The sequence below is a fragment of the Paenibacillus sp. FSL H8-0283 genome (assembly GCF_045040675.1).
Lineage (GTDB): Bacteria > Bacillota > Bacilli > Paenibacillales > Paenibacillaceae > Paenibacillus > Paenibacillus amylolyticus.
Genome location: NZ_CP150295.1, coordinates 1442436 through 1465562, shown reverse-complemented (window position 1 = coordinate 1465562; position 23127 = coordinate 1442436). Strand labels below are relative to the sequence as shown.

Here is a 23127-nt window from a genome sequence, read left to right as displayed (position 1 = left end):
AGAAGATAGAGAGGTTTTTTTATGTTGAACGAAGAAAAAGCAGTCGTTGTATTCAGCGGCGGTCAGGATAGTACCACGTGTCTGTTCTGGGCCAAACAACAGTTTGCCGAAGTCGAGGTTGTTACGTTTGATTATGGTCAGCGCCACAAGCTGGAGATTGAATGTGCAGCCGAGATCGCTCGTGATCTGGGCGTACAGCAAACGGTACTCGATATGAGCCTGTTAAATCAGCTTGCCCCCAATGCGCTCACTCGCACGGATGTGGAGATTACACATGAAGAAGGCGAACTGCCGAGTACATTTGTAGATGGACGAAATTTGCTGTTCCTCAGTTTTGCGGCCATTATGGCCAAGCAAAAAGGAGCACGTCACCTGGTTACAGGTGTATGTGAGACGGATTTCAGCGGATACCCGGATTGCCGGGATTCATTTGTGAAATCGATGAATGTGACACTTAACCTGTCGATGGACTATCCATTTGTCATTCATACCCCGCTCATGTGGCTGGACAAAGCCCAAACGTGGAAGATGGCCGATGACCTTGGTGCTTTTGATTATGTCCGTGAGCGTACTCTGACCTGTTATAACGGCGTGATCGGCGATGGATGCGGAGATTGCCCCGCTTGCAAACTACGCAAAGCCGGACTGGATCGTTATGTACAGCAACGTACTGCTGTTGAATCGGCGGGAGTGGATGTACGATGAGAGAGCCTGGAACATTCCGTATTGTAGAGCATCTGCAACGCATCGGAGAAGATATTCTGCCCACCCAGCTACGCTACCACCGCAAACGTGTGCTTGTAAGCAAAGAATTCACCTTTGACGCAGCACATCACCTGCATTGTTATGAAGGCAAGTGCAAGAACCTGCACGGTCATACGTATAAAGTTATTTTTGGTATCAGCGGTTATCCGGGTGAAACCGGGCTGACGGTTGATTTTGGACATATCAAAGATATATGGAAAACTCAAATTGAAGGATATCTGGATCATCAGTACCTCAACGAGACACTTCCTTTAATGAATACAACGGCTGAAAATATGGTCGTTTGGCTGTTCGAACAGATGGAACATGCGCTCCAGACGGAACCCTATGCCGGGCTGACCGATGGTGGGCGGACGGAGTTTGTCCGACTCTTCGAGACACCCACCAGTTACGCAGAAGCGAGACGGGAGTGGATGATAGATGAGTAGTGTGACACACCAGGTGAATGAGACGGGCTCTCGCAAAGAGGCTCGTATTCCCGTGATGGAGATTTTTGGTCCGACGGTTCAAGGCGAAGGCATGGTCATCGGACAAAAAACGATGTTTGTTCGTACCGCCGGCTGCGATTATCGCTGCTCCTGGTGCGACTCGGCCTTTACCTGGGACGGCAGTGGCAAGGACCAGATTCGGATGATTACGCCAGAGGATGTATGGGAAGAATTGCGCCGCGTTGGCGGCACCCGTTTCTCCCATGTGACCATCTCTGGCGGTAATCCCGCCCTGCTCGCTTCGCTGGGCGGATTGGTTGCTTTGCTGCGGGAGAACAGCATCCGCACCGCGGTGGAGACACAGGGCTCCCGCTGGCAGCCTTGGCTGGCGAACATTGACGAAGTCACCGTCTCGCCCAAGCCACCGAGCTCCGGCATGGACACCGATTGGGCCGTGCTGGATGATCTGATCGAACGGCTGGCCGCTGGCCCGGTAGAACGAAGTCACAGTCTGAAGATCGTGATCTTCGATGAGACAGACTTGGACTATGCCCGCCGTGTGCATGCACGGTATCCGGGCACGGATTTATTTTTACAAACCGGGAACCCGGATGTGACTTCCGCCGATACGCCAGATCTGGCGTCCTCGCTGCTCGCTCGTTATGAGTGGCTGATTGACCAAGTCAGTGCCTCCGATGACCTGAATGATGTTCGTGTGCTTCCACAGCTTCATACGTTGGTATGGGGCAACAAACGCGGCGTGTGATGGGCAGTATGGGTGGAATGGGCGGCATGATGTAAGGATGAGGGCGAAAGGTCCTTAGAAAATAAGAGAATTCAACAGGCAAAAAAATGCCTATTCATATATACCGCGAGGCTTCGGCTTTGACGGAAACAAGGAGCGTTTAATAACCGATGAGACAACCTGATGAGATGCAAGATGTGACGTTGCTGGGCAACCAGAACGTTAAATATACGTTTGAATATGATCCCGGAATCTTGGAAAACTTTGACAACAAACATCCGTACCGCGATTATTTTGTGAAATTCAACTGCCCGGAGTTCACTAGTCTGTGCCCGATTACGGGTCAGCCGGACTTTGCAACGATCTATATCAGCTACATTCCGGATGTGAAAATGGTCGAGAGTAAATCACTCAAGCTGTACCTGTTCAGCTTCCGTAACCATGGTGATTTCCACGAGGATTGTGTGAATATCATCATGAACGACCTGATCAAGCTGATGGACCCCCGCTACATCGAAGTATGGGGCAAATTCACACCGCGCGGCGGTATCTCCATTGACCCGTATACGAACTATGGTAAGCCGGGAACAAAGTACGAGCAGATGGCCGACCATCGTATGATGAATCATGATATGTATCCGGAAACGATTGATAATCGTTAATTCGTCAGGTTCATCCATTCTGTATAAAATAGAATCATAGAATGCCAAAAGCCGAACTCTTCAAATCTGAAGAAGTTCGGCTTTTTAGTATAAACCTTTAGAAACTCAGACTCTCGATGCAGTGGGATCGCAGCGCATTCAAGTAGATTGATCATTCTTCAGTTTTTTGACTTTTTTGATGTAATGTCGCAACATCAGCACACCAATTGACTGACAAATGATAAATATGACGATAGCAACAGACAAAGATGCTGGGGCAACATATATAGCCTGAAACGTTATTACAACCATATACAAAATAGTCATCACCAACTCACGTTTGGCGGATTCATAAGGTGATAAGGATTTCATATCCATCCCTCCTCCATCCTTATTACACATAAATATAGGTCTTCTTACAGTAGATGCTAAAGTAATACGTTTATTTTGTAAATGTAATGCTATTAAAAAAACACCTCGGAAATAGAGTTCAATTCATCAACGTTTTCCCTTGTTCCCCTTGTCGGTCCAATCAATCTATCCTATTATGTAACAATATGCTTACACGCATATATTACAACATCAGGCGCTGATCCCTCGTGACCGCGACCAAAGGAGAATTGTACATGTCTACTCAATCCACTTTAACCAAGGACGCCACAGCGCGTTCGAAAGCCCCACCCGGATCGGATGCCCAAAGCACCGTTTACCGGATACTCATTGCCATCAGTTTGGTTCATCTCTTCAATGATTCGATCCAGTCGGTTATTCCAGCCATTTTTCCGATTCTAAAAGATTCCATGCATCTCACGTATACTCAGATCGGATGGATCTCATTTGCTATTAACTTTACCGCATCCATTATGCAGCCTGTCGTAGGCTGGTTTGCTGATAAAAAACCGACACCATCTATCCTGCCCATTGGCATGGGTTTTACATTTACCGGCATGTTGCTGTTGGCCTTCGCCGACAGTTATATGGCTGTCCTGATCTCCGTTATCTTTGTCGGTCTGGGTTCCGCCGCTTTCCATCCGGAAGGTTCACGGGTATCCCATATGGCTGCTGGTCAACGCCGTGGACTGGCACAGTCCATCTTCCAAGTTGGTGGTAACGCCGGACAGTCCCTTGCCCCATTGCTTACACGCTGGATCTTTATCCCGTTTGGACTGTTCGGTGCCATTGGATTTACAGGCATTGCTGCCATGGGGATTGCAGTTCAGATCTACATAGCCCGTTGGTACGGACGTATGCTGCAATCGGGAGGATATCTGCGTAGACAGGCTACTGCACGTCGTGCACCCAATCCTGCTTTGCGCAAAAAGATTACTGCCGCCATTACGCTATTAATCTTGCTCGTTTTTGTTCGTTCCTGGTATATCGCTTCCATCGGCAGCTTCTATGCGTTTAATCTGAAAGATACTTTTGGATTGTCCACAGAGGACGCGCAGATCTATATCTTCTTGTTCCTGGCTGCTGGAGCACTTGGTACGTTCTTCGGAGGCCCACTGGCAGATCGATTCGGCAAACGTAACCTGATCTTCCTGTCCATGGCTGGAGCTGCTCCGCTGGCTCTGTTGCTACCCTATGCGAATCTGTTCTGGACAGGTGTACTGCTAACCATTATTGGTTTTATCATGTTATCCAGCTTCTCGGTTACGGTTGTATACGCGCAAATGCTGATTCCGGGCAAAATCGGAACGGTTTCCGGTCTAATTACTGGTCTGGCATTTGGTATGGGAGGCCTGGGCGCACTCGTGCTGGGGAACTGGATTGACGTCTTCGGCGTATCACCGGTAATGCAGATGTGCAGCTTCCTGCCCCTGCTCGGGATTTTCACATTCCTGCTTCCATCCGATAAATTACTCAATATCTGGGCGAAAGAAAATGGTAGTGAGGAATAAAGAATACATCAACAGGTGTCCACTTTTTATTCTATATTAGATCCATTCCTTACGTGGCAGCATCGCCTTATAAGACGTTATCTTGCGCTAACGAACCTGACAGCACTTATTTGAACGAATACTGCCGGTTTCGCAATCTAAAGAATCTGAGCAACGCTATTCCTGAGAAAAAGGCCGAAAACCTTGGAATGTGCGTGTGAGATGCAGAAATAACGTGTCTGAGATTCTTTAGAAATCGGGATTAGTGAAATATCGCCGAATAACGTCTGCTGAGTTCGTTAGATTTCACTTTAGTCACCAACATTTGTAGTCTAAATAAAATGTTTGAACCATAACAAAAGGGTTCTTGCCAACTCTGTATTCACAGACTGGCAGGAACCCTTTTGTTATATATGTTTTTCTCGTATTTAGCTTCAACCATTTATTCCACGTCACACATGACAACGCTGCTACCTTGAGCTGTAATCAGTTCCTTCACATCTTCAAATTCAAGAAATACCGTTGCCGTATTTTCCATGGGATGAATTCCAATTTTCTGACCAACTAAATCCTTGTCAAAAACTACGGTCACGTTTTTCTGAATATTATTGAGAACCCCCATAGGGTTGACGTGCCCTTTTTCCAATCCGAGGAACTCCAACAAATCCTTTTCACTGGCAAAACTTAATTTGCGGCTAGGTATCTTTTCGCTTAAACTTCTCAAATCAACTGACTTCGTTCCAGCAATCGTCACCAGATAATAGTTGCGCTTCTTGTCATCACGCAGAAACAGATTTTTAACGATACGTTCTGTATGTGGAATCTGATAAGAGAATATTTCCTCCATCGTGTATACTGCGGGATGTTCAATACTTTCGTAAACGATATTATTGCGATCTAAAAGATCATAGAAACCCTGTTTGTTTAACATATCAAATTCATCTCTTTCAATATAAATATTCTTCTCTAATATTACTTCTTCTGTAATATTACTTCAAACGCTGAAGGATCAGCCGTTTCTTGTACAACATTTTGCCTGCTTCGGCTACATCTCGAATTGTATTTTTGTTGCTCACGGAACCAAACACCATGCCGGCAATAGGCACGAGTTGGAACAGTTTCTTCCAACCAAAGGATTCACTGTAGGAGTTAAACACTTCCCGCCATCCCTGCATCTGCGATACCACTTCAATTGGCTTGTCCGGATCGTCGTAGGCGGCCAGTTCTTCAATGATCGCTTTCTTGCCTACAATATCGGCGGAAGAGAATTGCAGACATTTGACAATGAAGATGCGCTCCAACGGTTCATCCGGATCATAACCATAACATAGAGCCATCTCTTGCAGTACCTTCAGAGAAAGCCCCATCACCATCGGAATATCTGCTGCTATGGTTACAATGCCACCAAACCCTGTAGCTGCTCCCTGAGCCGCGGCAAACTTGGTTCGACTCTCTGTGATGTTATCGGCCACCCGGTCCAGCACCTGAAGTGGCAGATTCTCTACACTATGAATCTTTGCTGTCCCCTCCGCTTCAGATTCCTGCTCCAGACGATAGGTCGTGTCCATCATGGAATAACCGGACCTCTCAGCTTCCTCTTGCAGCAGCTTGGCTACTTTTTTCTTCTGTACGAGGAACTTGCCCCCATTCTGCACATACTGACCCACGTCGTTCAGGGAATCTCCGATCTTCTGTTTCAGCGCTTTAGGCATCACTTTATCCAACATCGCAAAGGGCAAACGCCCGATTTTATCCCAAATAAACAAGTCTTTCTGTTGTTTCTCCCATTTCAAAATCTGTTCAAGTTCCTTGTCCAACGTCTCGCGTGAATCCATATGTGATCCTCCTAATAGGTTCTGCATCGTAATCTGTATCTCTCTCATACGCAGAAATCATCGTTGTGGTTGCTTTGTTTTGTGTCCAGGACACATATGTTCAGGCCACTCTATCTTATCGTTCACACCCAGAAGAGCCCTTAATCAGCATCACTCGCTAACTAAGGGCTCTCATATTAAGGTTTCATTACCTCTTATTTTGCTTCTGCTACTGCGCTGCCATCTGGGACCGGAACACCGAAATCAGGTGTGCCATCTTCACGCCAATGAATCACTTGAGCACGGGCATGGCGGTTCGGATCATACAAGGGATCACCCTCGATGTCTTTGTAATTACGCGCATGATAAATCAGAATATCGGTCTTGCCATCCGGTGACACCGTAAAGCTATTATGACCCGGGCCGTATTGGCCGTTCGCTTCACAAGTCTGGAATACCGGCTTGGGTGATTTCACCCAGCTGGCCGGATCAAGCAAGTCGGCATTTTCATCTGCAGTGAGCAGACCCATACAATAATTGTAATCAGTCGCGCTGGCCGAGTAGCCGATGAACAAACGCCCATTCCGATGCATCACGGCTGCTCCTTCATTGACCTTAAAGCCGATGATCTCCCAATCATACTCTGGCGTAGAGATCATAACCTGTTCGCCGCGTAGCGTCCATGGGTTCTCCATTTCGGCAATGTACAGGTTGGAGTTGCCCACAATATCGGGATCTTTCTGTGCCCAGACCAGATAGCGGATTCCCTTATGTTCAAAGGTCGTTGCATCCAGCGCGAATGATTCCCACCGGGTGTGAATCTGCCCTTTCTCTACCCACTCTCCTTCGAGTGGATTCGCGGAATCGTTCTCCAGGACATACATCCGATGATCGAACAGACCTTCGTTGGTCTCACTGGTGTGAGCGGCAGCGTAGTGTATGTACCATTTGCCATCGATAAAATGAATCTCCGGTGCCCAAATGTTGGCACTCATTGGCCCTGTGTCACGCTTCGTCCAAGCCGTTACCGGCTCAGCATCTCTTAACTCTTCCAACGTCTCTGCTCTTCGGATTTCAATCCGGTCAAAGGCTGGCACGGAAGCGGAGAAATAATAGTAACCGTCTGTATGACGGTACACCCACGGATCAGCACGTTGCTCCAGGATAGGATTAGTAAATGTAATGGAATCAGTCATGGGAATGCTCCCCTTTCAAATGTTGTTTGACTCGTAGTTTGGGGATGTAACCCAATTGCGAAAAAGCGAAAACCCTTTTGGGGTGGTGCACAGCGGATGCTCGGGGGTGGCAGGGCCTTGGTGCTCTCTTGTCCTCCGATTTCTCTTTCCACCGCTCTTAGCGGTTGAAATCGGATGCCAAACTCGCTCCTGCGGCTCCTCCCTCCCCCTCACTGCTTGTGCACCCTCGGAGCGGTAGCTCGCTCTTACCGCGCTCGCTGGGTTACAACCTCACTTCGAGCCATTGTGTGGCTCGATCTTATGGGGTCGACCACTTCGCAGGGTCAACTCTCCCCCATGTAATGTAGGGCTAGCCGCAGAGATACAGGCTAGCTTTGTGTTGCACAGCGGACGTTCGAGGGTGGTAGGGCCTTGGTGCTCTCTTGTCCTCCGATTTCTCTTTCCACCACTCTTGGCGGTTAAAATCGGATGCCAAACTCGCTCCTGCGGCTCCTTCCTCCCCCTCACTGCTTGTGCACCCTCGGAGCGGTAGCTCGCTCTTACCGCGCTCGTTGGGTTACAACCTCACTTCGAGCCATTGTGTGGCTCGATCTTATGGGGTCGACCGCTTCGCAGGGTCAACTCTCCCCATATTTAGTGCATGATTGGCCTCAGACATAGGCCAGCACAGATGAATCTTAAGTGTCTATCTGCGTTAGCGCAGCTTAATAGGACAGCTTGCATGCACAGCGGACGTTCGGGGGTGGCAGGGCCTTGGTGCTCTCTTGTCCTCCGATTTCTTTTCCCCACCGCTCTTGACGGTTGAAATCGGATGCCAAACTCGCTCCTGCGGCTCCTTCCTCCCCCTCACTGCTTGTGCACCTTGGCGCAGCAGCTCGCTCCCTTACTCCTCCGCTGCGCTGATCTGCTTGCCCCAGACCGCCACACCGTGGTCATCGAGGCCTGTTACCACCAACGCGGGCTGGCTTCGCTCCCAGTCCCAGGACGGGAGCAGCTTCAGCTCTTCCGTGGAGGCTCCGCCCCATGGGCTTTCTTTCCACTTCAACGTCAGTGTTTGTTTGTCATCAAATGTCCAGGTTCCTGAACCTTTTTCACTTTTAATTTTACCGTTACTTGTTAGGGTATAAGGAACGGCTTGAATCTGCCCGTCTACGGACGGATCAAGCGCTATACCTTCCCACTCCCCCGCAATCATGGATTTCGGAATGTCCTGCGCTGTCTCACCTGCGTACCGTTCAGGTGAAACCACAGGCCAGCCATCCTTCGTCCATAACATTTTGCGCACATGCAGATAGGGCCAGTTTTTATCCGTCTCGCCCCGTGCATGATGCACGATGTAATAATCGTCTCCGTCCTTCAGAACCGAGTTATGTCCGGGCGCAACCCAGCCCTCGCCTTCTGTGAAGCGATAACCGCCGAGAATTTTGGTGCCGATCTCATATTGCGGCAGATGATCCGTATCCAGCATGTTCATGCCATTCATGTCCGTGTACGGTCCTGTGATTGAATCAGCACGCGCAACCCGCACGTTATAATCTTCGAACAAGGAATCATACGAGACGAACAAATAATACTTTTTGAACTCCGGGTTATACACAATGTATGGACCTTCCACTGCGCCCTCTTCAGTTGCACGATCCCGAGCAGCAATGCGAGTACCGTAACCCTCGTCCTTGAATTTCCCGGTGTCGGGATCAAGTGGCGCAATGTAGATTCCGTCAAAGAATGAACCGTATACCATCCACGAATTACCCTCGGCATCCACAATGGGATTGGCATCAATGGCATTTAATTTGTCTTGTTCATTCGCAGAGGTTTTCACAACGAGTCCTTCATCTGTCCATGGACCTTCGGGAGATGAGGATGTCTGAAGACCAATAGCCGACTGTGTACTGCCAAAAGAAGAAGCCGAATAATACATCCGATAGGTATCACCAGCCTGAATCACATCCGGTGCCCACAGATTGACCGCACCTGTCCAGTCCAGCGCTTCTTGCGGAATCCCGGGCAGAGCCTGACCTACCCATGTCCAGTGGATCAGATCATCTGATTTGCGTACCATGACGCCGGGTTTCGCTTCTCCTGCTACACGAACGTCTGTGGAATAGACGTAGTATCCCTGGTCTGTTTTGATAATGGCCGGATCATGCGCATTGTTAACCGTCCAGCGTGATTCATCGTCCAAAATGGAAGTGTCGTACAACTGAGTATCTTGAGGAGCTTCAGGAAAGACGGGACGGGACACCGTTTCTCCTGCTCCAGAACAACCCATAGCTCCAACAACCAACAATAACAACATGGAAGCAACCACTCCTTTTCCTGAATTCGACCACCGTCGGAATTTCTTCCGCTGGTTCATCCCTTCACTCCCGAAATGGCAACCGATTCAATAATCTGTTTCTGGAAGATCAGGAAGATGATTAATACAGGTAACAGAGCCACAATCGACGCCGCCATAATAAGCGGGTAATCGGTTTGAATCGCATACGTGGCATTAAAGTTTGCTATAACGAGTTGTAACGTCTGCTTCTCCGGTGAATTCAGATAAATAATTGGTGCCAGATAATCGTTCCAGATGCCCATGAACCAGAGAATCAACTGTGCAGCAATCGCCGGTTTGATGAGCGGGAACGTAATACTGGAGTACAGCCGGAAGTAGGAACTACCGTCAATCTTGGCCGCCTCAATAATCGCATCAGGTACACTAAGCAGGTACTGGCGCAGGAAAAAGATCATGATTACGTTACCGAACAGACCAGGAACAATCAATGGTAACAGCGTATCCACCCAGCCCAGCTTTGCAAACATGATGAATTGTGGGATCATGACTGTTGGATAAGGAATCATCATGGATGCCAGCAACGCGAGAAACAGTTTGTTTTTGTGCGGGAATCTTAACTTGGCAAAAGCAAAGGCTGCGATACTGGACGTAAACGTACCCACCACCGTTACACTCACCGCAACAATGAGACTGTTTTTGATCCCGCTGAGTAGGGGACCGGCTTCCCAGATTTCTTTATACTTACCAAATTGGAATACTTCAGGTATCCATACAGGCGGAAGCGCGAACACATCCTGCTTCTCCTTCAATGACGTGGACAACATCCAGATCAGTGGTGCAATCATCGCAATCGCCCCAATCGCGAGTACGATAAAGATGATCGAGTTTGTTAATTTCCTCTTTTGACTGTAAGACATCTCCGGTTCACTCCTTTCCTTGACAATCAATCCCCATCATAGGCTGATTTTTCGTTCATTTTGAATTGCACCAGGGTAATGACAAAAATGAAAATACCAAGAATCATGGCCATCGCTGAGGCATAACCCATCTGCAAGTTACTGAAGGCTTTCTGCCAGATGTAGAAAACGATTGATGCCGAAGAGTATTCAGGACCACCCGTAGGTGTCATAATGTTCATCTCGGTGAAGATCTGGGAACCGCCAATGATATTTGTAACAATGAGGAAAAAGGTAACTGGCTTCACCATAGGCCAGGTGATATTGCGGAAGATTTGGAACCCGTTCGCTCCATCCAGCTCAGCCGCCTCGTAGTATGTACGTGATACACTTTGCAGTGCTGCCAGGTACAACAACATCGTGTATCCCAAGCCTTTCCACACCGTCATAATAATCAAAGCCGGTTTAACCGTGTCTTTGTTCGCGAGCCAGTTAGGACCTTTAATCCCAAACAGGTCAAGGAATTGGTTCACCAGACCGTAATCTCCGTTGTACGCCCAGTTCCACATAATGGACACCGCAGCGAGAGAAGAAATGACCGGGATGTAATAGATTACTCGGAATGTTGTGGTGCCGGGAATTTTACGATTTAGACCCATTGCCAGCAACAGCGCCAACAGCAGACCAATCGGGATACCGAGCATCAGGAAGAATGTATTAAACATCGCTTTGTAGAAAAGGTCATCCGTGAGCAAATCCTTGAAGTTGGCCAAACCGATAAAGTTCATCTGTCCCAGTCCGTCCCAATCCGTAAAGGAACCATAAAGGGAGTAGAGGAACGGGAACATGACAAAGATCAGCAATCCAAGAATCGGAGGTAAAATAAACAGATATCCGTACAGCATCTCTTTGCGATACAAACTCGATTTCGTAATCACGGCGTTCACCCCTGTTTCTAGTATCAGCATGTGGCATTCTTCGATTGAACCTTGTCGATCAACGAATGCCACATGCCCGTATGGAATCCAATAAGTTCCAATACGAATGATGCCAGCAGCATGATTGCAGGCTGCCGGCATCACCCTTTCCTATCTACTATTTCTGAGATTTCTTTTCTTGTTCAACCGCTTTGTCGAGCAGTTTTTGCATTTTCGGTTGTTGCTGCTTCACATAGTCTGCGGCTGTAATCTTGCCATCCAATACCGGCTGGATATCCGTGAAGAACAGGTCATACCATTCCGCATTGTACGTGTAGTTACCTGGCAGAGCCCGGCCGTAATCTTCAACGATATCAATGAATTCCTGTTTGTTGGCTGGTTTCGTGGATGTATCTTTGGCCCACTCGTCTGCCATATCAAGCAAGTTCGGAATCTGTACCTTGGCATCTACCAGTTGCTGCATACCTTCCTTCGAAGCTGTAAGGTAATTCACCAATGCTGCTGCTTCTTCCGGATGTTTTGTCTTCGCCGACACTCCGATTCCCAGAGATCCAATCCACGTTGCCGATTTGCCAGTCGACCCCGCAGGGAAAGGCAGCAAATCATAATCGAAAGGCAGTTTCTCAAATGTACTCATATCCCATGGTCCTACAGGGAAGAAAGCCATTTCACCTTTCATCCAGCGTTGATACGTATCCAATGTTTGCGCTTCCTCAATGGAAGGTGTAATTTTGTATACGTTCTGCATATCCGCGAAGAATTGCAGTGCTTCAGCGAATTTTGGATCATCAATCGTTACTTTTGTTTTGGTCTCATCCAACCAATCCCCACCGTTGCTCCATACAAAGGATTGCAGTGCCCACTGTACGTTGAATCCAGTACCGTATACATCCGGTTTACCATCTCCATTGGTATCCTTGGTCGCTTGCTGGTTCACCTTGATGAACTCTTCCCATGTGTATGGTTTATCCTTGTCAGGGAGTGGGATGCCCTCTTTTTCAAACAACGTTTTGTTGTAGCCCAGTGCAAATGGCCCCAGATCCTTCGGCATACCGTAGATATCACCTTGACCTGCCATTTGGCCGTCATAACGATACAGGTCCACGCCGTATTTCCAGATATTATCGAGATCAACATCCGGATTGTTTTCAATATACGAAGTGAGGTTCATCAGCACATTGCTGTTCACATACGCTTTCACGTCACCCGGATTGATATAAAATACGTCAGGCAAGCTGTTGCCTGTAATTGCCGCTCTTAGCTTGGTTGCATATTGATCCGCAGCCGTTACGATAATTTTGACTTTCACACCCGGATGATCTTCTTCGAATTTCTTGACCACCGCTTGGTATGCTTTCTGCTCATCAGTACCGCCGCGGAACATAAACGTTAACTCCTTGTCCCCACTTGCACCGCTGCTTCCTCCGCAACCTGCGAGTACCAGCGCACTTACCAGCATAAGAAGCATAAATGTGACCCAATTCTTTTTCTTTACCATCTGAACCCCTCCTGATCTGGACTTGTAACCGTATTCAATTGGATGAAATAAGATTTCTGTTGTTAAATTTATCAAATCCAGATCACTTTAGTCAACACTTTTATAAAACATTTTATATTTATATAAAATAAATCAGTATTTCGGCCAGCCACTCGAGTCCCAAAGCAAGTCATTAATCAGCAATTTCGGATTGCCATTATCCTCTGCATCATAGGCATGTCTTGCGATGACATTGCCGTTGTACACGTCCTGACCACCTGGACCTTTCCATTTCACATTGCCTGTATCCAATATCGTTCCGCCACCATTCAGCATATTAACTCCGTTTTTGTCCACATAAGGGCCTATTATACTAGTCGAACGTCCATAGACCATTTTGTAGGTACTGTTCACCCCTTGGCAGCAAGAATCAATGGAAGCAAACAGGTAATAATAACCGCCACGATATACAATACTTGGTCCTTCAATAGCACCTCCGTTATTCGGGCGCGCAGCAATGGAAGTTATACTTCCCGTTGGTTTCATCGTGTTTTTGTCCAACTTGACAATCTTCAGACCGCTCCAGAAAGAACCAAAGGCCAGCCATGGATTGCCTGAAGCATCAATGACCAGATTCGGATCAATGGCATTATAATTATTGGCGGTCGTGGTTTGAAGCACCAATCCTTCATCCTTCCACTGCCCTGCTCCAATGCTGTTCGCAGAAGCAAGACCAATCGCAGACCGATTGGAGCCAAAGGTGGAGATTGAATAATAGAGCCATACTTTTCCGTTATACTGCTCTACATCCGGTGCCCATACATCCAATCCGCTTTGTCCCGGAACGGCAGAAGCCCACCAGGATGGCTTACTTAAGAAGATTTGTGGAACACGATACCAGGACGAACCATTATCGGATTTCAATACTTGAATGCCCGGGCCGGTTGAAAAGGTGTACCAGGAACTGCCCTCTTTGATAATCGACGGATCATGAACAGCGGTATCTCCGGTCAGATTCCAGAATGCCGCCAAAGCTTTTGACTGACCTGCCAGCAGTAATACCATCACAAGTAATGCCGGTAACGCCAACCGTTTCCACTTAAACCTCTTCACATTGCTTAACTTTTCCAAACTGAACTCCACCTTTCCTGTTCAAATGGTTAATTAGGTTCATGAAGTATTGAATCAATTTAGGTATAATAGAATTATAAAAGCGGTTACATTACATTTCAATGGTATATTTCAAATATATGTGAACTGATTAACACTTATTTTAACCGGAATAGTGGACAAAATATAGATTATATTTTCGTATTTGCGCTATATACAAGGGTTTTGGCTTCTATTTCTCCACCCTTCCCTTCCATGAGGGAATGATTTATAATTATCTGAAATAAAACATATAAATGTGCAAATGTCTGTGTCGAAGACTTTGTTCAGAACGGGGAAAGGAAATCCACCTATGATTTATATTAAAGATCTGATGTCGGGTGTGAATATCTTCAAAGCGCTCAGTTCGGAAATCCGGATTCAGATCATCGAGCTGCTGGCCAAGAACCAAAGTCTTAATCTCAATGATCTTGCAACCAAGCTGGGACTGAGCAATGGCGCCATCACAATGCATATCAAGAAGCTTGAAGAGAGCGGATTGATCGAGATCAACACCGCCGTTGGCAAACATGGAATTCAGAAGATATGTTATCTCAATGAGGAAAAATTGATGGTTGATCTGCGTTCACAGGAGATTAACAATCGTTATGAGGTGGAAATTCAGGTCGGTCATTACAGCGATTATCAGGCCGCACCTACATGTGGTCTCGCTACCCGGGACAGCATTGTTGGAGAGTTCGATGATCCGCGGTACTTTGCTGATCCACTGCGAATTGATGCGGAGATGATCTGGCTGGCTGAAGGTTATCTGGAATATCGGATTCCCAACTATCTCAAGCCTAATCAGTCGTTTAGCGAAATTCAGTTGTCGATGGAACTGGGTTCGGAGGCCCCTGGCTTTTGTGACAATTACCCTTCGGATATTTACTTCTATGTCAATGGGATTGAGATTGGCTGCTGGACAAGTCCGGGGGATTTTGGCAATACACGCGGTACCTTTAATCCGGAATGGTGGCCTCCGCACTTGAATCAGTACGGCATGCTGAAGCTGATCCGGATTACACAGGAAGGCAGCTATATTGACGGATGCCGCATCTCGGACGTAACGCTGGACCAGATTGGGCTGGATTACAAAAGCGATATTCACTTCCGCATTGCCGTTACGGACGAACCTTTGAACAAACGGGGCTTAACGATCTTTGGTAAAAACTTCGGAAACTATGGACAGAATCTGCTCGCTCGGGTTCTCTATAACGTGCAAGAAGAGTAGAGCTGGCTCTGTCTATTCACTCGATATGAAGTTCGATCGATCTGCTAACGTAACTGTTCAACACAACAACAATCATGTGTCTTCGAAAGGGTGCTATCCAGCACTCTTTTTTTGTTTCATCACACCGAATAACTTGTCCAATCATGTTGGAACAAAACTTACTGCATGATATGACCTCCTATAGACCCTGTGTAATCCTCCATGTTGTTTACCCTGGCGTGATATAATAATGGCCTGTAATGACAAAATGGAATAACGGGCGGGGATACCTTTTGAAATTGGAGCGATTAATCTCAATCATATACAAACTGCTGAACCACGAAGTATTGTCTGCTTCCACCTTGGCTGAAGAGTTTCAGGTGTCCCCAAGAACGATCTATCGGGATATTGATGTAATCTGTGCCGCCGGCTTCCCGGTCGTCTCCCATCAGGGACTCAAAGGTGGCTACGGCATGATGGACGGATACAAGATGGATAAAAGCTTACTCGGTTCTTATGATGTAGATTCCCTGATTACGGTCCTGAGCAGTCTATCCACAGTATTCGAAGATGCACGTGCACAAGGCACGATTGAACGTCTGCAAACGATTGGACCAGAGCATCAAACCTCAAGTCTATCGGTGGATCTGGAGACTCGCCGAACAGAACCTGATGCCCTTCCTCATCTGCGTAAAGGTATTACGGATCATCAGGTTGTCCGTTTTGACTACATCAATACAAAGAATGAACATACACCCCGCCATCTGGAACCGGTAAGACTCCATTTTAAATATCGTAATTGGTATGTATATGGATTTTGCCAGACACGGCAGGATTATCGCGAGTTCCGACTGTCCCGGATGATGAACGTGCAACTGACATCGGAACACTTCCAACCCCACCTTGAGCTTCCCCAAGAGACGGTTGTGTCAGATCCGTCATGGCAAGATCAGGTAAGTGATGTAGTATTTCGGGTGAACCCGGAAGCGCTCGCGGAAGCCATGGATCATTTTCAACAGGCAGATAAGCAATTTCACGAGGATGGAAGTATGACGATGCGTATCCAGGTTCATCAACCGTTACAAGCCAAGTGGTTATGGTCGTTTCTACTTAGTTTAGGCAGTGGTGCCGAGGTACTTGAACCGATTGAATTAAGAGACATTCTGAAAGAACAACTTCGAAACGCACTTAAGCTCTATGAAGAAGTATGACACGCTGTTGTCATACTTCTTTTTTTATAATCATCTCAGTAAGTTCATCTAATCCATCGCCAAATTAAAGGAGACGATCATCAATGAATCATCCGGAACAAATGTATAACTACCACGCATGGGCCAACCAAACCATCCTGGGCAGAATCAAGGAACTGCCCTCTTCTGTACTGAGTCAGGAAGTGAACAGTTCATATCCAACTATTGCTCACGCACTCAGCCATATCTACGCGGTAGATAAAATGTGGTACGAGGTATTGAATGGCACCAGTATGCCCGAGGCACTGCAAGCATGTATACTGCTTAATGGTGAGATTCACGGTTCTGTAGATGAGTACATCAAACGTTTTACCGACCTGTCGACACAATACAGTGAGTGGTTACGAGGCCATGCTGATCTGGAGCAAACCACTCTACTCGATAATCCATTTGCAGGAGTTCGCGAAACCAGCTTATCCGATATAGTAATCCATGTGGTTAACCACGGAACCTATCATCGAGGCAATGTTTCTACCATGCTACGTCAATTGGGGCATGCCTCCATCATGAATGACTATTCACTCTTTTGGTATCAGGAACCGGCTCAGGTATAGTTGACAATCGGATGGAAAATGTACATTGTATCCCCGTGACGTCGAGGGATGAATTGAGAAATTGGTTGCAGACGCATGGAAAAGTTGAGAATTCTTGCTGGGTAATGATAAGCATAAAACCCGTGCCAAATACCCTGCTGTATTTGGACGTGGTTGAGGAGTCGCTTTGCTTTGGTTGGATCGATGGATTCAAAAAGAAAATATCCGAGACTCAATTAGCACAGCGATTATCTCCTAGAAGGAAACGTAGCTCATGGACTGAATTGAACAAGGAACGTGTCCGTCGTCTTGAAAAGTTGGGTTTCATGCATGACGAGGGGAGAAAGGTTCTTCCTGTTATGGACCCGAGTGCTTTCATTATTGATGGTGTAATCGAACAGAGGCTGAAAGAAGACCATCAGGTTTATGCAAATTTCATGGCCTTCCCTACCCTGTATCAAAACGTTCGGATCGATACGATCCAAAGTGTTAAGAATCAGCCAGCATTATTCCAGATCAGATTGGATAAGTTCATAACCAACACAAAGGAAAATAAAATGTACGGTCAGTGGCATGACAACGGACGGCTCTTGAACCATTGAATTTTCCCTGAGACAGCAGACAGGACCTCCATATGAGGAGGCCCTGTTTTGGTGTTTTATATTCGATCAGGTATTAATGAGTCTGCCTGTATGTTTTGGGAGACTTGCCAAAAGCTTTCTTAAACTGGCGGGTGAAATAATTACTGTCGTTAAATCCACATTCATACGAAATTTCCGTGATGGACAGATTCCCGTTTTTCAACAAATGACACGCCTTCTCCAGACGCAACTTTTGCAGATAAGAGATCGGGGTCATCTGATAATAGGATCGAAAAATCCGATTCAGATGCCTTATTGAGATATTCGACTTCCCCGCAATATCCTCTAGCGACAGTGGCTCCAGATAATGATCTTCAATAAATGAAATGGCATTTGCCAGATGCATCAGATTATTACCTTCGATCCCTTTCTCCTGCGTATCATATTGCCTCGACAAATAAACAACCATCTCCGTAAGACGTGAGATCAACATCGTCTGATACCCTTGCTGTTTACTCTGATACTCCTCAATCATGAACGATATCAGTGATTCTACATACTCCAGACTGGAAATGGATAACGCCAATTTACTCGGAAAGGAGTGAATATTACGATAAAACGGTTCCAAAACAAACAGCGCCTGGAAGCCGTTAGATTTTCTCAGATCGGGCCCAGCCGAAGCAAGCATCTCGGGACTGAACATAATGTTACAGATCCTAAAATCATGAGGGTCTTTATACGCATGATGGGTGTCGCCATTAATCACAAATGCGTTCCCTTTTTTAATAAAAAATTCCTCGGTGTTCACCACATGGGTTGCATGACCATTCAGAACAATCACAAGTTCCGTAAAATCCATATGATTATGAAGCTCCATGTCCTCAACATGTCCACCGTACTGGATAAAAAACGGAAATTGTTGATGGTCCGAGGTAAACCATCTCAAATATGCATTACTCAAAAGCATTCCCCTCCGCGAACATAGTTGGGTTGAATGTCTATATCATGCTATTCCAAGACCGAAAAATCAAGGTTCCATATACTTATAAGCGTTATAATTCGCCTTGTAGCAGGGATTTTCAATGTGTCCAGATTCATACTAAACTCTCGAAATGAATAGGAGCATAAATGATGAAATATACCAATCCGGTCATTCCGGGGTTTTATCCAGATCCAAGTATCTGCCGTGTAGATGAAGACTATTATCTGGTAACCAGTACCTTTGAATATTTCCCTGGTGTGCCCATCTTCCACAGCAAAGACCTTGTGAACTGGCGACAGATCGGCCATGTCCTCACAACAACTGAGCAACTCCCTTTAGCGAACGCGGGCAGTTCTGGCGGCATTTTTGCCCCAACACTCCGGCACCATGATGGCTGGTTCTACATGACAACAACCAATGTCAGCGGCGGCGGAAATTTTTATGTGCGTAGTGCCCTGCCCGAGGGACCATGGTCTGCTCCGATTTTTATTGATCAGGGCGGCATTGATCCCTCTTTTTTCTTTGATGAAGATGGACGTGTGTATTTTCAAACGGCCTGTAACGGCGATGAAGGCGAAGGCATCTATCAGTGCGAGATAGACATCACGACCGGAGCCAGACTAACCGATAGTCGATTGATCTGGACTGGAACCGGAGGAGCAGCCCCCGAAGCTCCCCACATGTATAAAATAAACGGCCTCTATTATCTGATGATCGCCGAAGGTGGAACCGAGTATGGCCATATGGAGACCATCGCTCGGAGCACAGAGCCATACGGACCATTTGATCCGTGTCCTCATAATCCGATTCTGTCCAATCGGAGCATGAAATCCAGCATTCACGCAACCGGTCATGCAGACCTTGTCCAGATCCAGGATGGAAGCTGGTGGGCCGTATGTCTGGGCCTTCGTCCAGCAGGTTACCCCATGCGACACCATCTCGGACGCGAGACCTTCCTGGCACCTGTCACTTGGACGGATGACGGTTGGCCGATAATCGGTGTGGACGGACATATTGAACCAGAGATGACCGGACCTTCATTGCCTGAGCATCCTTGGTCACCTCGGGCTATACGGGATCATTTTGACGAACCAACTTTGGACATGAACTGGATCTTCTTACGGAACCCGGCTCCGAATAGTTGGACACTCACAGAAAATCCCGGGCAACTCATCCTGCGGGGTCAGCCGGTTTCACTCGATGATGGACAAAATCCAGCCTTTGTTGGGCGTCGATTGAGCCATTTCTTATGCAATATGGCCACCGAGCTGTGTTATGAGCCATTTGCGAGCGGTGAGGAAGCCGGATTAACCTTATTTATGAATAATAAATATCATTACGATTTGGCTGTAACACAGGTCTATGGGCAGAAGAAAATCGTATTGCGGCGAACCGTCGGCTCTCTGCGAACCGAACAGGTGCTTGACTGTGACACGGGGCCGGTTGTATTACAAATCAAGGCTGACCGTAATCACTTCACGTTCCTCTACCAGCAAGGTTCATCCGATGCCATCGAAGTGGGTTCAGGGGAAACACATCTGTTATCTACCGAAGTAGCAAGTGGTTTCACAGGTGTGATGATCGCCATGTACGCTCATGCTCCATCGGGGGAGTGTACGCCTGCAAGTTTCGATTGGTTTGACTATGAACCTCTGGACGAATAATCGTTGTAACTCCTATATTCAGTAATAGAAAATATAATATATGATCAGCTAAAATTATCCCCTTAAAGTAGATACTCTTTGAAAAGCCTTGTGTGGTAGCATAAGGAAATGAGTGAACTTTGAGGGGATTTTGCTATAGCTATATCTTTCTTACGGATTGCACTGGAATTTATAAAAGAACCATTGCTTTATTAGAGAAGTTCTCCTAGTATTTTTAGAAGGAACACCCCAGCAGCTACCATCTTGGCAATAACTTCACTGCCCATATGAGAGCGCTATCGCTGCAGCACTAAGATAAACGGGAGGTTGCAGATATGAAATGGAATCACTTCAAGTCCAAGCTTCTGTTTAAGTACACCCTATCCTATATCTCCATTTTCCTTATCCCTCTTGTTATTTTAACCATCATTATTTATCACAACGCTGTGAACACGCTCCGTTCAGAGATTGAACAGACCAATGTCAATCAGCTCACTCAAGCCAAAACTGTCATTGATGATCGCATGAAAGAACTCCAAGACATCGCTTTTCGCATCGCCTACGATGAGCAGTTAACGCGGTATTGGACCCACCATCCGTACTATAGCCGGGAATCAATCGGCGCATTGGTCAAATACAAAGCCACCAGTTCCATTATCGATGAGTTATTCCTGTTCTTCCGTGAAGATGATAACATCTATTCTTCTCAAGGTTCTGAGAACCTGGATGTATTCACTGGCCGCTACAAATTTACTACGTGGAACAAAACAGACATGATCCGGGATTTGAATAACGTACAGTCCCCCACAATACGTCCAGCGGAGCAGGTCGTCCAAGGAACCAGAATACCCAATTCCATGCTGGCCTACCTTGTACCGATTGCACCTAACAATACGCCTGCCCATGGAACCGTCATGTACTTGATTCACGAGTCCAATCTGACGGGCTTAATTGATTCGATCCTCAGCGACTATCACGGAATGACTTATATTTTCGATAATTTCGGGCAAGTACTGGCAGCCAATTACAAGGGAGAAATCATATCCGAACAGGAAGTAAACGCTCTGTTTGCTCTTGAACCCGGAACGCACAGCATCTCCTTAAATCAAGAACCACATTCGGTTGTATCCGTTAAATCGGATGCGGGTTGGACTTATGTAACCGCTATGCCCAGCAACCAATTTTTTAGCCGAATCGTTCATATTCGCACCTTTGTTGTTCTTGTTTTCTCCTTCATGGTGGTGATGGGCACGTTCCTCGCCATTATGTTGGCCCGAAGACAGTACCATCCGATTTCAGACTTAATGGAGTTCATTCGGTTGAAAAATGATCCTGATCCATCCTCCACCACCAACGAGCTGGAATGGATCAAGAAAACACTGCATGATTATAGTCAGCGCGTAGATCTTCAGGAGCCCTATGCTCGCAATCATATTTTGCTCATGTTGCTGAAGCACGGTCACACCGGAGATTTCCCCTCTGAGTTTACGGATAAGCTTGGCATACGCTTTAACCGATCCCATTATTTTGTCATGATCATGGGCTGGGAAATGCATTCTTTTCCTATCGGTGGTAACCCCGAGCAACCTACTGTCATGCAGCTGATGAACGATGTGGACCTGCCGGAGTTGTCTGCATATGCTTACGGCGTAGAGCTGCCACAGGCAGACCAATTGGCCCTTATCGTGGGATTCGATGCCGAAATTGGGCATGAAGGAAGCCTGAATATCCGTATGGAGCCTATCGTTGAAAAACTGCAATGGATGGTGATTGAACACACCGGAGTTGCGCCCGCAATCGGGATAGGCAATCGGTACACTTATCCGAAACAGCTGAATCAGTCCTACATTGAAGCCTCGACCGCTCTGGAAGCATCGATGCTGCATGGACAGGGCAGCAGTACATACTTTAACGACCTTTCCGGTTCCGATGTACAGGATTCTTCCTTCTGGGTCCCTAAGGATGTGTTATTAAAGCTGGTTCAAAGCTTAAAACAAGGCAGCTATGATGTGGCAGTTCAGATGGTGTCAACTGCGTTGAATACCCTGAAATCCGAAATGCCGTCTGTACCGCTGCTGCGTTGCATCTGCTTTGATATTCTGAATACAATGCTCAAAACCGCTTCGGAGCTTGGAATCCACCATGTGGTTGATCAACTTCCAAGGATCACTTCCTACGACTCGTTAGAGGATTTGGAGAAAAAACTGACAGGCCTTGCCGCCGAAATCTGCGCCCATGTCGAGGCGAAGAGTGAGACGGAAGAAAGCTCTCTTATGAATGAAATCGTGGCTTATATCGATGCCAATTTCTCTGATTATGATCTCAGTTTAGGTACGATTTCATCGAAATTCACGATCTCTTCATCCTATTTCAGTCGTTCATTTAAAGAAAAGATCGGCATGAACTTTACCCAATATATCTGGCAGAAACGGATGGATGAGGTCATTCGACTACTGCTTCATACTACCGATCCGTTAAAAGATATCATCACGCGTGTCGGTTACCTGGATACACCAAACTTCATCCGTAAATTCAAAAAAGAGACGGGTTATACCCCAGGGCAATACCGTAAAATGCACCGTCCCAACGGCTCCGCCGATTCTCCTGATGATGATGACGAGGAATGTATTGGATAAATGGTGATATCGTCTAACATGTGCCAGATTCGTTAGACCAAAATATCGCAAACAAGGGGCCGTCCTATACGTCATGAGCATG

Annotated in this window: 21 protein-coding genes; 11 read left to right on the top strand and 10 right to left on the bottom strand. The window is 46.7% G+C overall.

Annotated features, from left to right (window positions below; all coding sequences use genetic code 11):
• Window positions 1-24 precede the first annotated feature (24 nt).
• The 4 genes from queC to queF all read left to right on the top strand — a co-directional run bounded on the left by queC (window position 25) and on the right by queF (window position 2600).
• On the top strand, window positions 25-705 hold the full coding sequence (gene queC, locus MHI52_RS06505) for a 7-cyano-7-deazaguanine synthase QueC (protein ID WP_282322222.1): 681 nt from the start codon (window positions 25-27) through the stop codon (window positions 703-705).
• Window positions 702-1193 carry a 6-carboxytetrahydropterin synthase QueD gene (gene queD / locus MHI52_RS06500; RefSeq protein WP_036611465.1) on the top strand — a complete coding sequence of 164 codons (492 nt, stop codon included), beginning with the start codon at window positions 702-704 and terminating at the stop codon, window positions 1191-1193. The genes queC and queD overlap by 4 nt, the downstream gene beginning before the upstream one ends.
• A complete protein-coding gene (gene queE / locus MHI52_RS06495) occupies window positions 1186-1959 on the top strand; it encodes a 7-carboxy-7-deazaguanine synthase QueE (protein ID WP_315371496.1) in 774 nt (257 codons plus the stop codon). Before queD ends, queE begins: the two co-directional genes overlap by 8 nt.
• A 149-nt stretch (window positions 1960-2108) precedes the next feature.
• Window positions 2109-2600: a preQ(1) synthase gene (gene queF, locus MHI52_RS06490; RefSeq protein ID WP_036668798.1), complete on the top strand. Its 492-nt coding sequence runs from the start codon at window positions 2109-2111 to the stop codon at window positions 2598-2600.
• Between the two features lie 138 nt (window positions 2601-2738).
• On the opposite strand, the gene MHI52_RS06485 is transcribed toward queF, so the two are convergent.
• Window positions 2739-2951, bottom strand: coding sequence for a hypothetical protein (locus MHI52_RS06485; protein ID WP_101314161.1), 213 nt, complete (start codon window positions 2949-2951; stop codon window positions 2739-2741).
• A gap of 254 nt (window positions 2952-3205) precedes the next feature.
• Here MHI52_RS06485 and MHI52_RS06480 point away from each other — a divergent pair, with 254 nt between their 5' ends.
• Window positions 3206-4480 carry an MFS transporter gene (locus tag MHI52_RS06480; protein ID WP_315371497.1) on the top strand — a complete coding sequence of 425 codons (1275 nt, stop codon included), beginning with the start codon at window positions 3206-3208 and terminating at the stop codon, window positions 4478-4480.
• 421 nt (window positions 4481-4901) lie between these two features.
• Here MHI52_RS06480 and MHI52_RS06475 read toward each other — a convergent pair whose 3' ends face one another.
• The 8 genes from MHI52_RS06475 to MHI52_RS06440 all read right to left on the bottom strand — a co-directional run bounded on the left by MHI52_RS06475 (window position 4902) and on the right by MHI52_RS06440 (window position 14126).
• Entirely contained in the window at window positions 4902-5390 is a 489-nt protein-coding gene (locus MHI52_RS06475) for a prolyl-tRNA synthetase associated domain-containing protein (RefSeq protein ID WP_282322223.1), read from the bottom strand.
• Window positions 5391-5448: 58 nt separating this feature from the next.
• On the bottom strand, window positions 5449-6294 hold the full coding sequence (locus MHI52_RS06470) for an EcsC family protein (RefSeq protein WP_282319150.1): 846 nt from the start codon (window positions 6292-6294) through the stop codon (window positions 5449-5451).
• A gap of 194 nt (window positions 6295-6488) precedes the next feature.
• Entirely contained in the window at window positions 6489-7469 is a 981-nt protein-coding gene (locus MHI52_RS06465) for a family 43 glycosylhydrolase (RefSeq protein ID WP_282319151.1), read from the bottom strand.
• 883 nt (window positions 7470-8352) lie between these two features.
• A complete protein-coding gene (locus MHI52_RS06460) occupies window positions 8353-9768 on the bottom strand; it encodes an arabinan endo-1,5-alpha-L-arabinosidase (protein WP_405159364.1) in 1416 nt (471 codons plus the stop codon).
• A 56-nt stretch (window positions 9769-9824) separates the two neighbouring features.
• Complete coding sequence (locus MHI52_RS06455; protein WP_036611483.1) at window positions 9825-10667, bottom strand: carbohydrate ABC transporter permease; 843 nt, start codon at window positions 10665-10667, stop codon at window positions 9825-9827.
• A gap of 26 nt (window positions 10668-10693) precedes the next feature.
• On the bottom strand, window positions 10694-11584 hold the full coding sequence (locus MHI52_RS06450; protein ID WP_036611613.1) for a carbohydrate ABC transporter permease: 891 nt from the start codon (window positions 11582-11584) through the stop codon (window positions 10694-10696).
• 157 nt (window positions 11585-11741) lie between these two features.
• A complete protein-coding gene (locus tag MHI52_RS06445; protein ID WP_036611486.1) occupies window positions 11742-13082 on the bottom strand; it encodes a sugar ABC transporter substrate-binding protein in 1341 nt (446 codons plus the stop codon).
• Window positions 13083-13214: 132 nt separating this feature from the next.
• Window positions 13215-14126, bottom strand: a complete 912-nt coding sequence (locus MHI52_RS06440) for a glycoside hydrolase family 43 protein (protein WP_405159363.1) — start codon at window positions 14124-14126, stop codon at window positions 13215-13217.
• Window positions 14127-14523: 397 nt separating this feature from the next.
• Between MHI52_RS06440 and MHI52_RS06435 the strand changes: the two genes are divergently transcribed.
• The 4 genes from MHI52_RS06435 to MHI52_RS06420 all read left to right on the top strand — a co-directional run bounded on the left by MHI52_RS06435 (window position 14524) and on the right by MHI52_RS06420 (window position 17805).
• Window positions 14524-15441, top strand: a complete 918-nt coding sequence (locus tag MHI52_RS06435; protein WP_036668788.1) for a transcriptional regulator — start codon at window positions 14524-14526, stop codon at window positions 15439-15441.
• 272 nt (window positions 15442-15713) lie between these two features.
• Window positions 15714-16631: a YafY family protein gene (locus MHI52_RS06430; protein WP_127547927.1), complete on the top strand. Its 918-nt coding sequence runs from the start codon at window positions 15714-15716 to the stop codon at window positions 16629-16631.
• A gap of 83 nt (window positions 16632-16714) precedes the next feature.
• Entirely contained in the window at window positions 16715-17224 is a 510-nt protein-coding gene (locus MHI52_RS06425) for a DinB family protein (RefSeq protein ID WP_127547929.1), read from the top strand.
• 11 nt (window positions 17225-17235) lie between these two features.
• On the top strand, window positions 17236-17805 hold the full coding sequence (locus MHI52_RS06420; protein ID WP_353882117.1) for a YdeI/OmpD-associated family protein: 570 nt from the start codon (window positions 17236-17238) through the stop codon (window positions 17803-17805).
• Window positions 17806-17878: 73 nt separating this feature from the next.
• Here the strand turns inward: MHI52_RS06420 and MHI52_RS06415 are convergent, their stop codons facing one another.
• Window positions 17879-18751 carry a helix-turn-helix domain-containing protein gene (locus MHI52_RS06415; protein WP_405158697.1) on the bottom strand — a complete coding sequence of 291 codons (873 nt, stop codon included), beginning with the start codon at window positions 18749-18751 and terminating at the stop codon, window positions 17879-17881.
• Between the two features lie 164 nt (window positions 18752-18915).
• On the opposite strand from MHI52_RS06415, the gene MHI52_RS06410 reads away from it, so the two are divergent.
• Both MHI52_RS06410 and MHI52_RS06405 read left to right on the top strand, forming a co-directional pair.
• Window positions 18916-20430 carry a glycoside hydrolase family 43 protein gene (locus MHI52_RS06410; RefSeq protein ID WP_127547933.1) on the top strand — a complete coding sequence of 505 codons (1515 nt, stop codon included), beginning with the start codon at window positions 18916-18918 and terminating at the stop codon, window positions 20428-20430.
• Window positions 20431-20744: 314 nt separating this feature from the next.
• Window positions 20745-23045, top strand: coding sequence for a helix-turn-helix domain-containing protein (locus tag MHI52_RS06405; protein ID WP_405158696.1), 2301 nt, complete (start codon window positions 20745-20747; stop codon window positions 23043-23045).
• The last annotated feature ends 82 nt before the right edge of the window (window positions 23046-23127 follow it).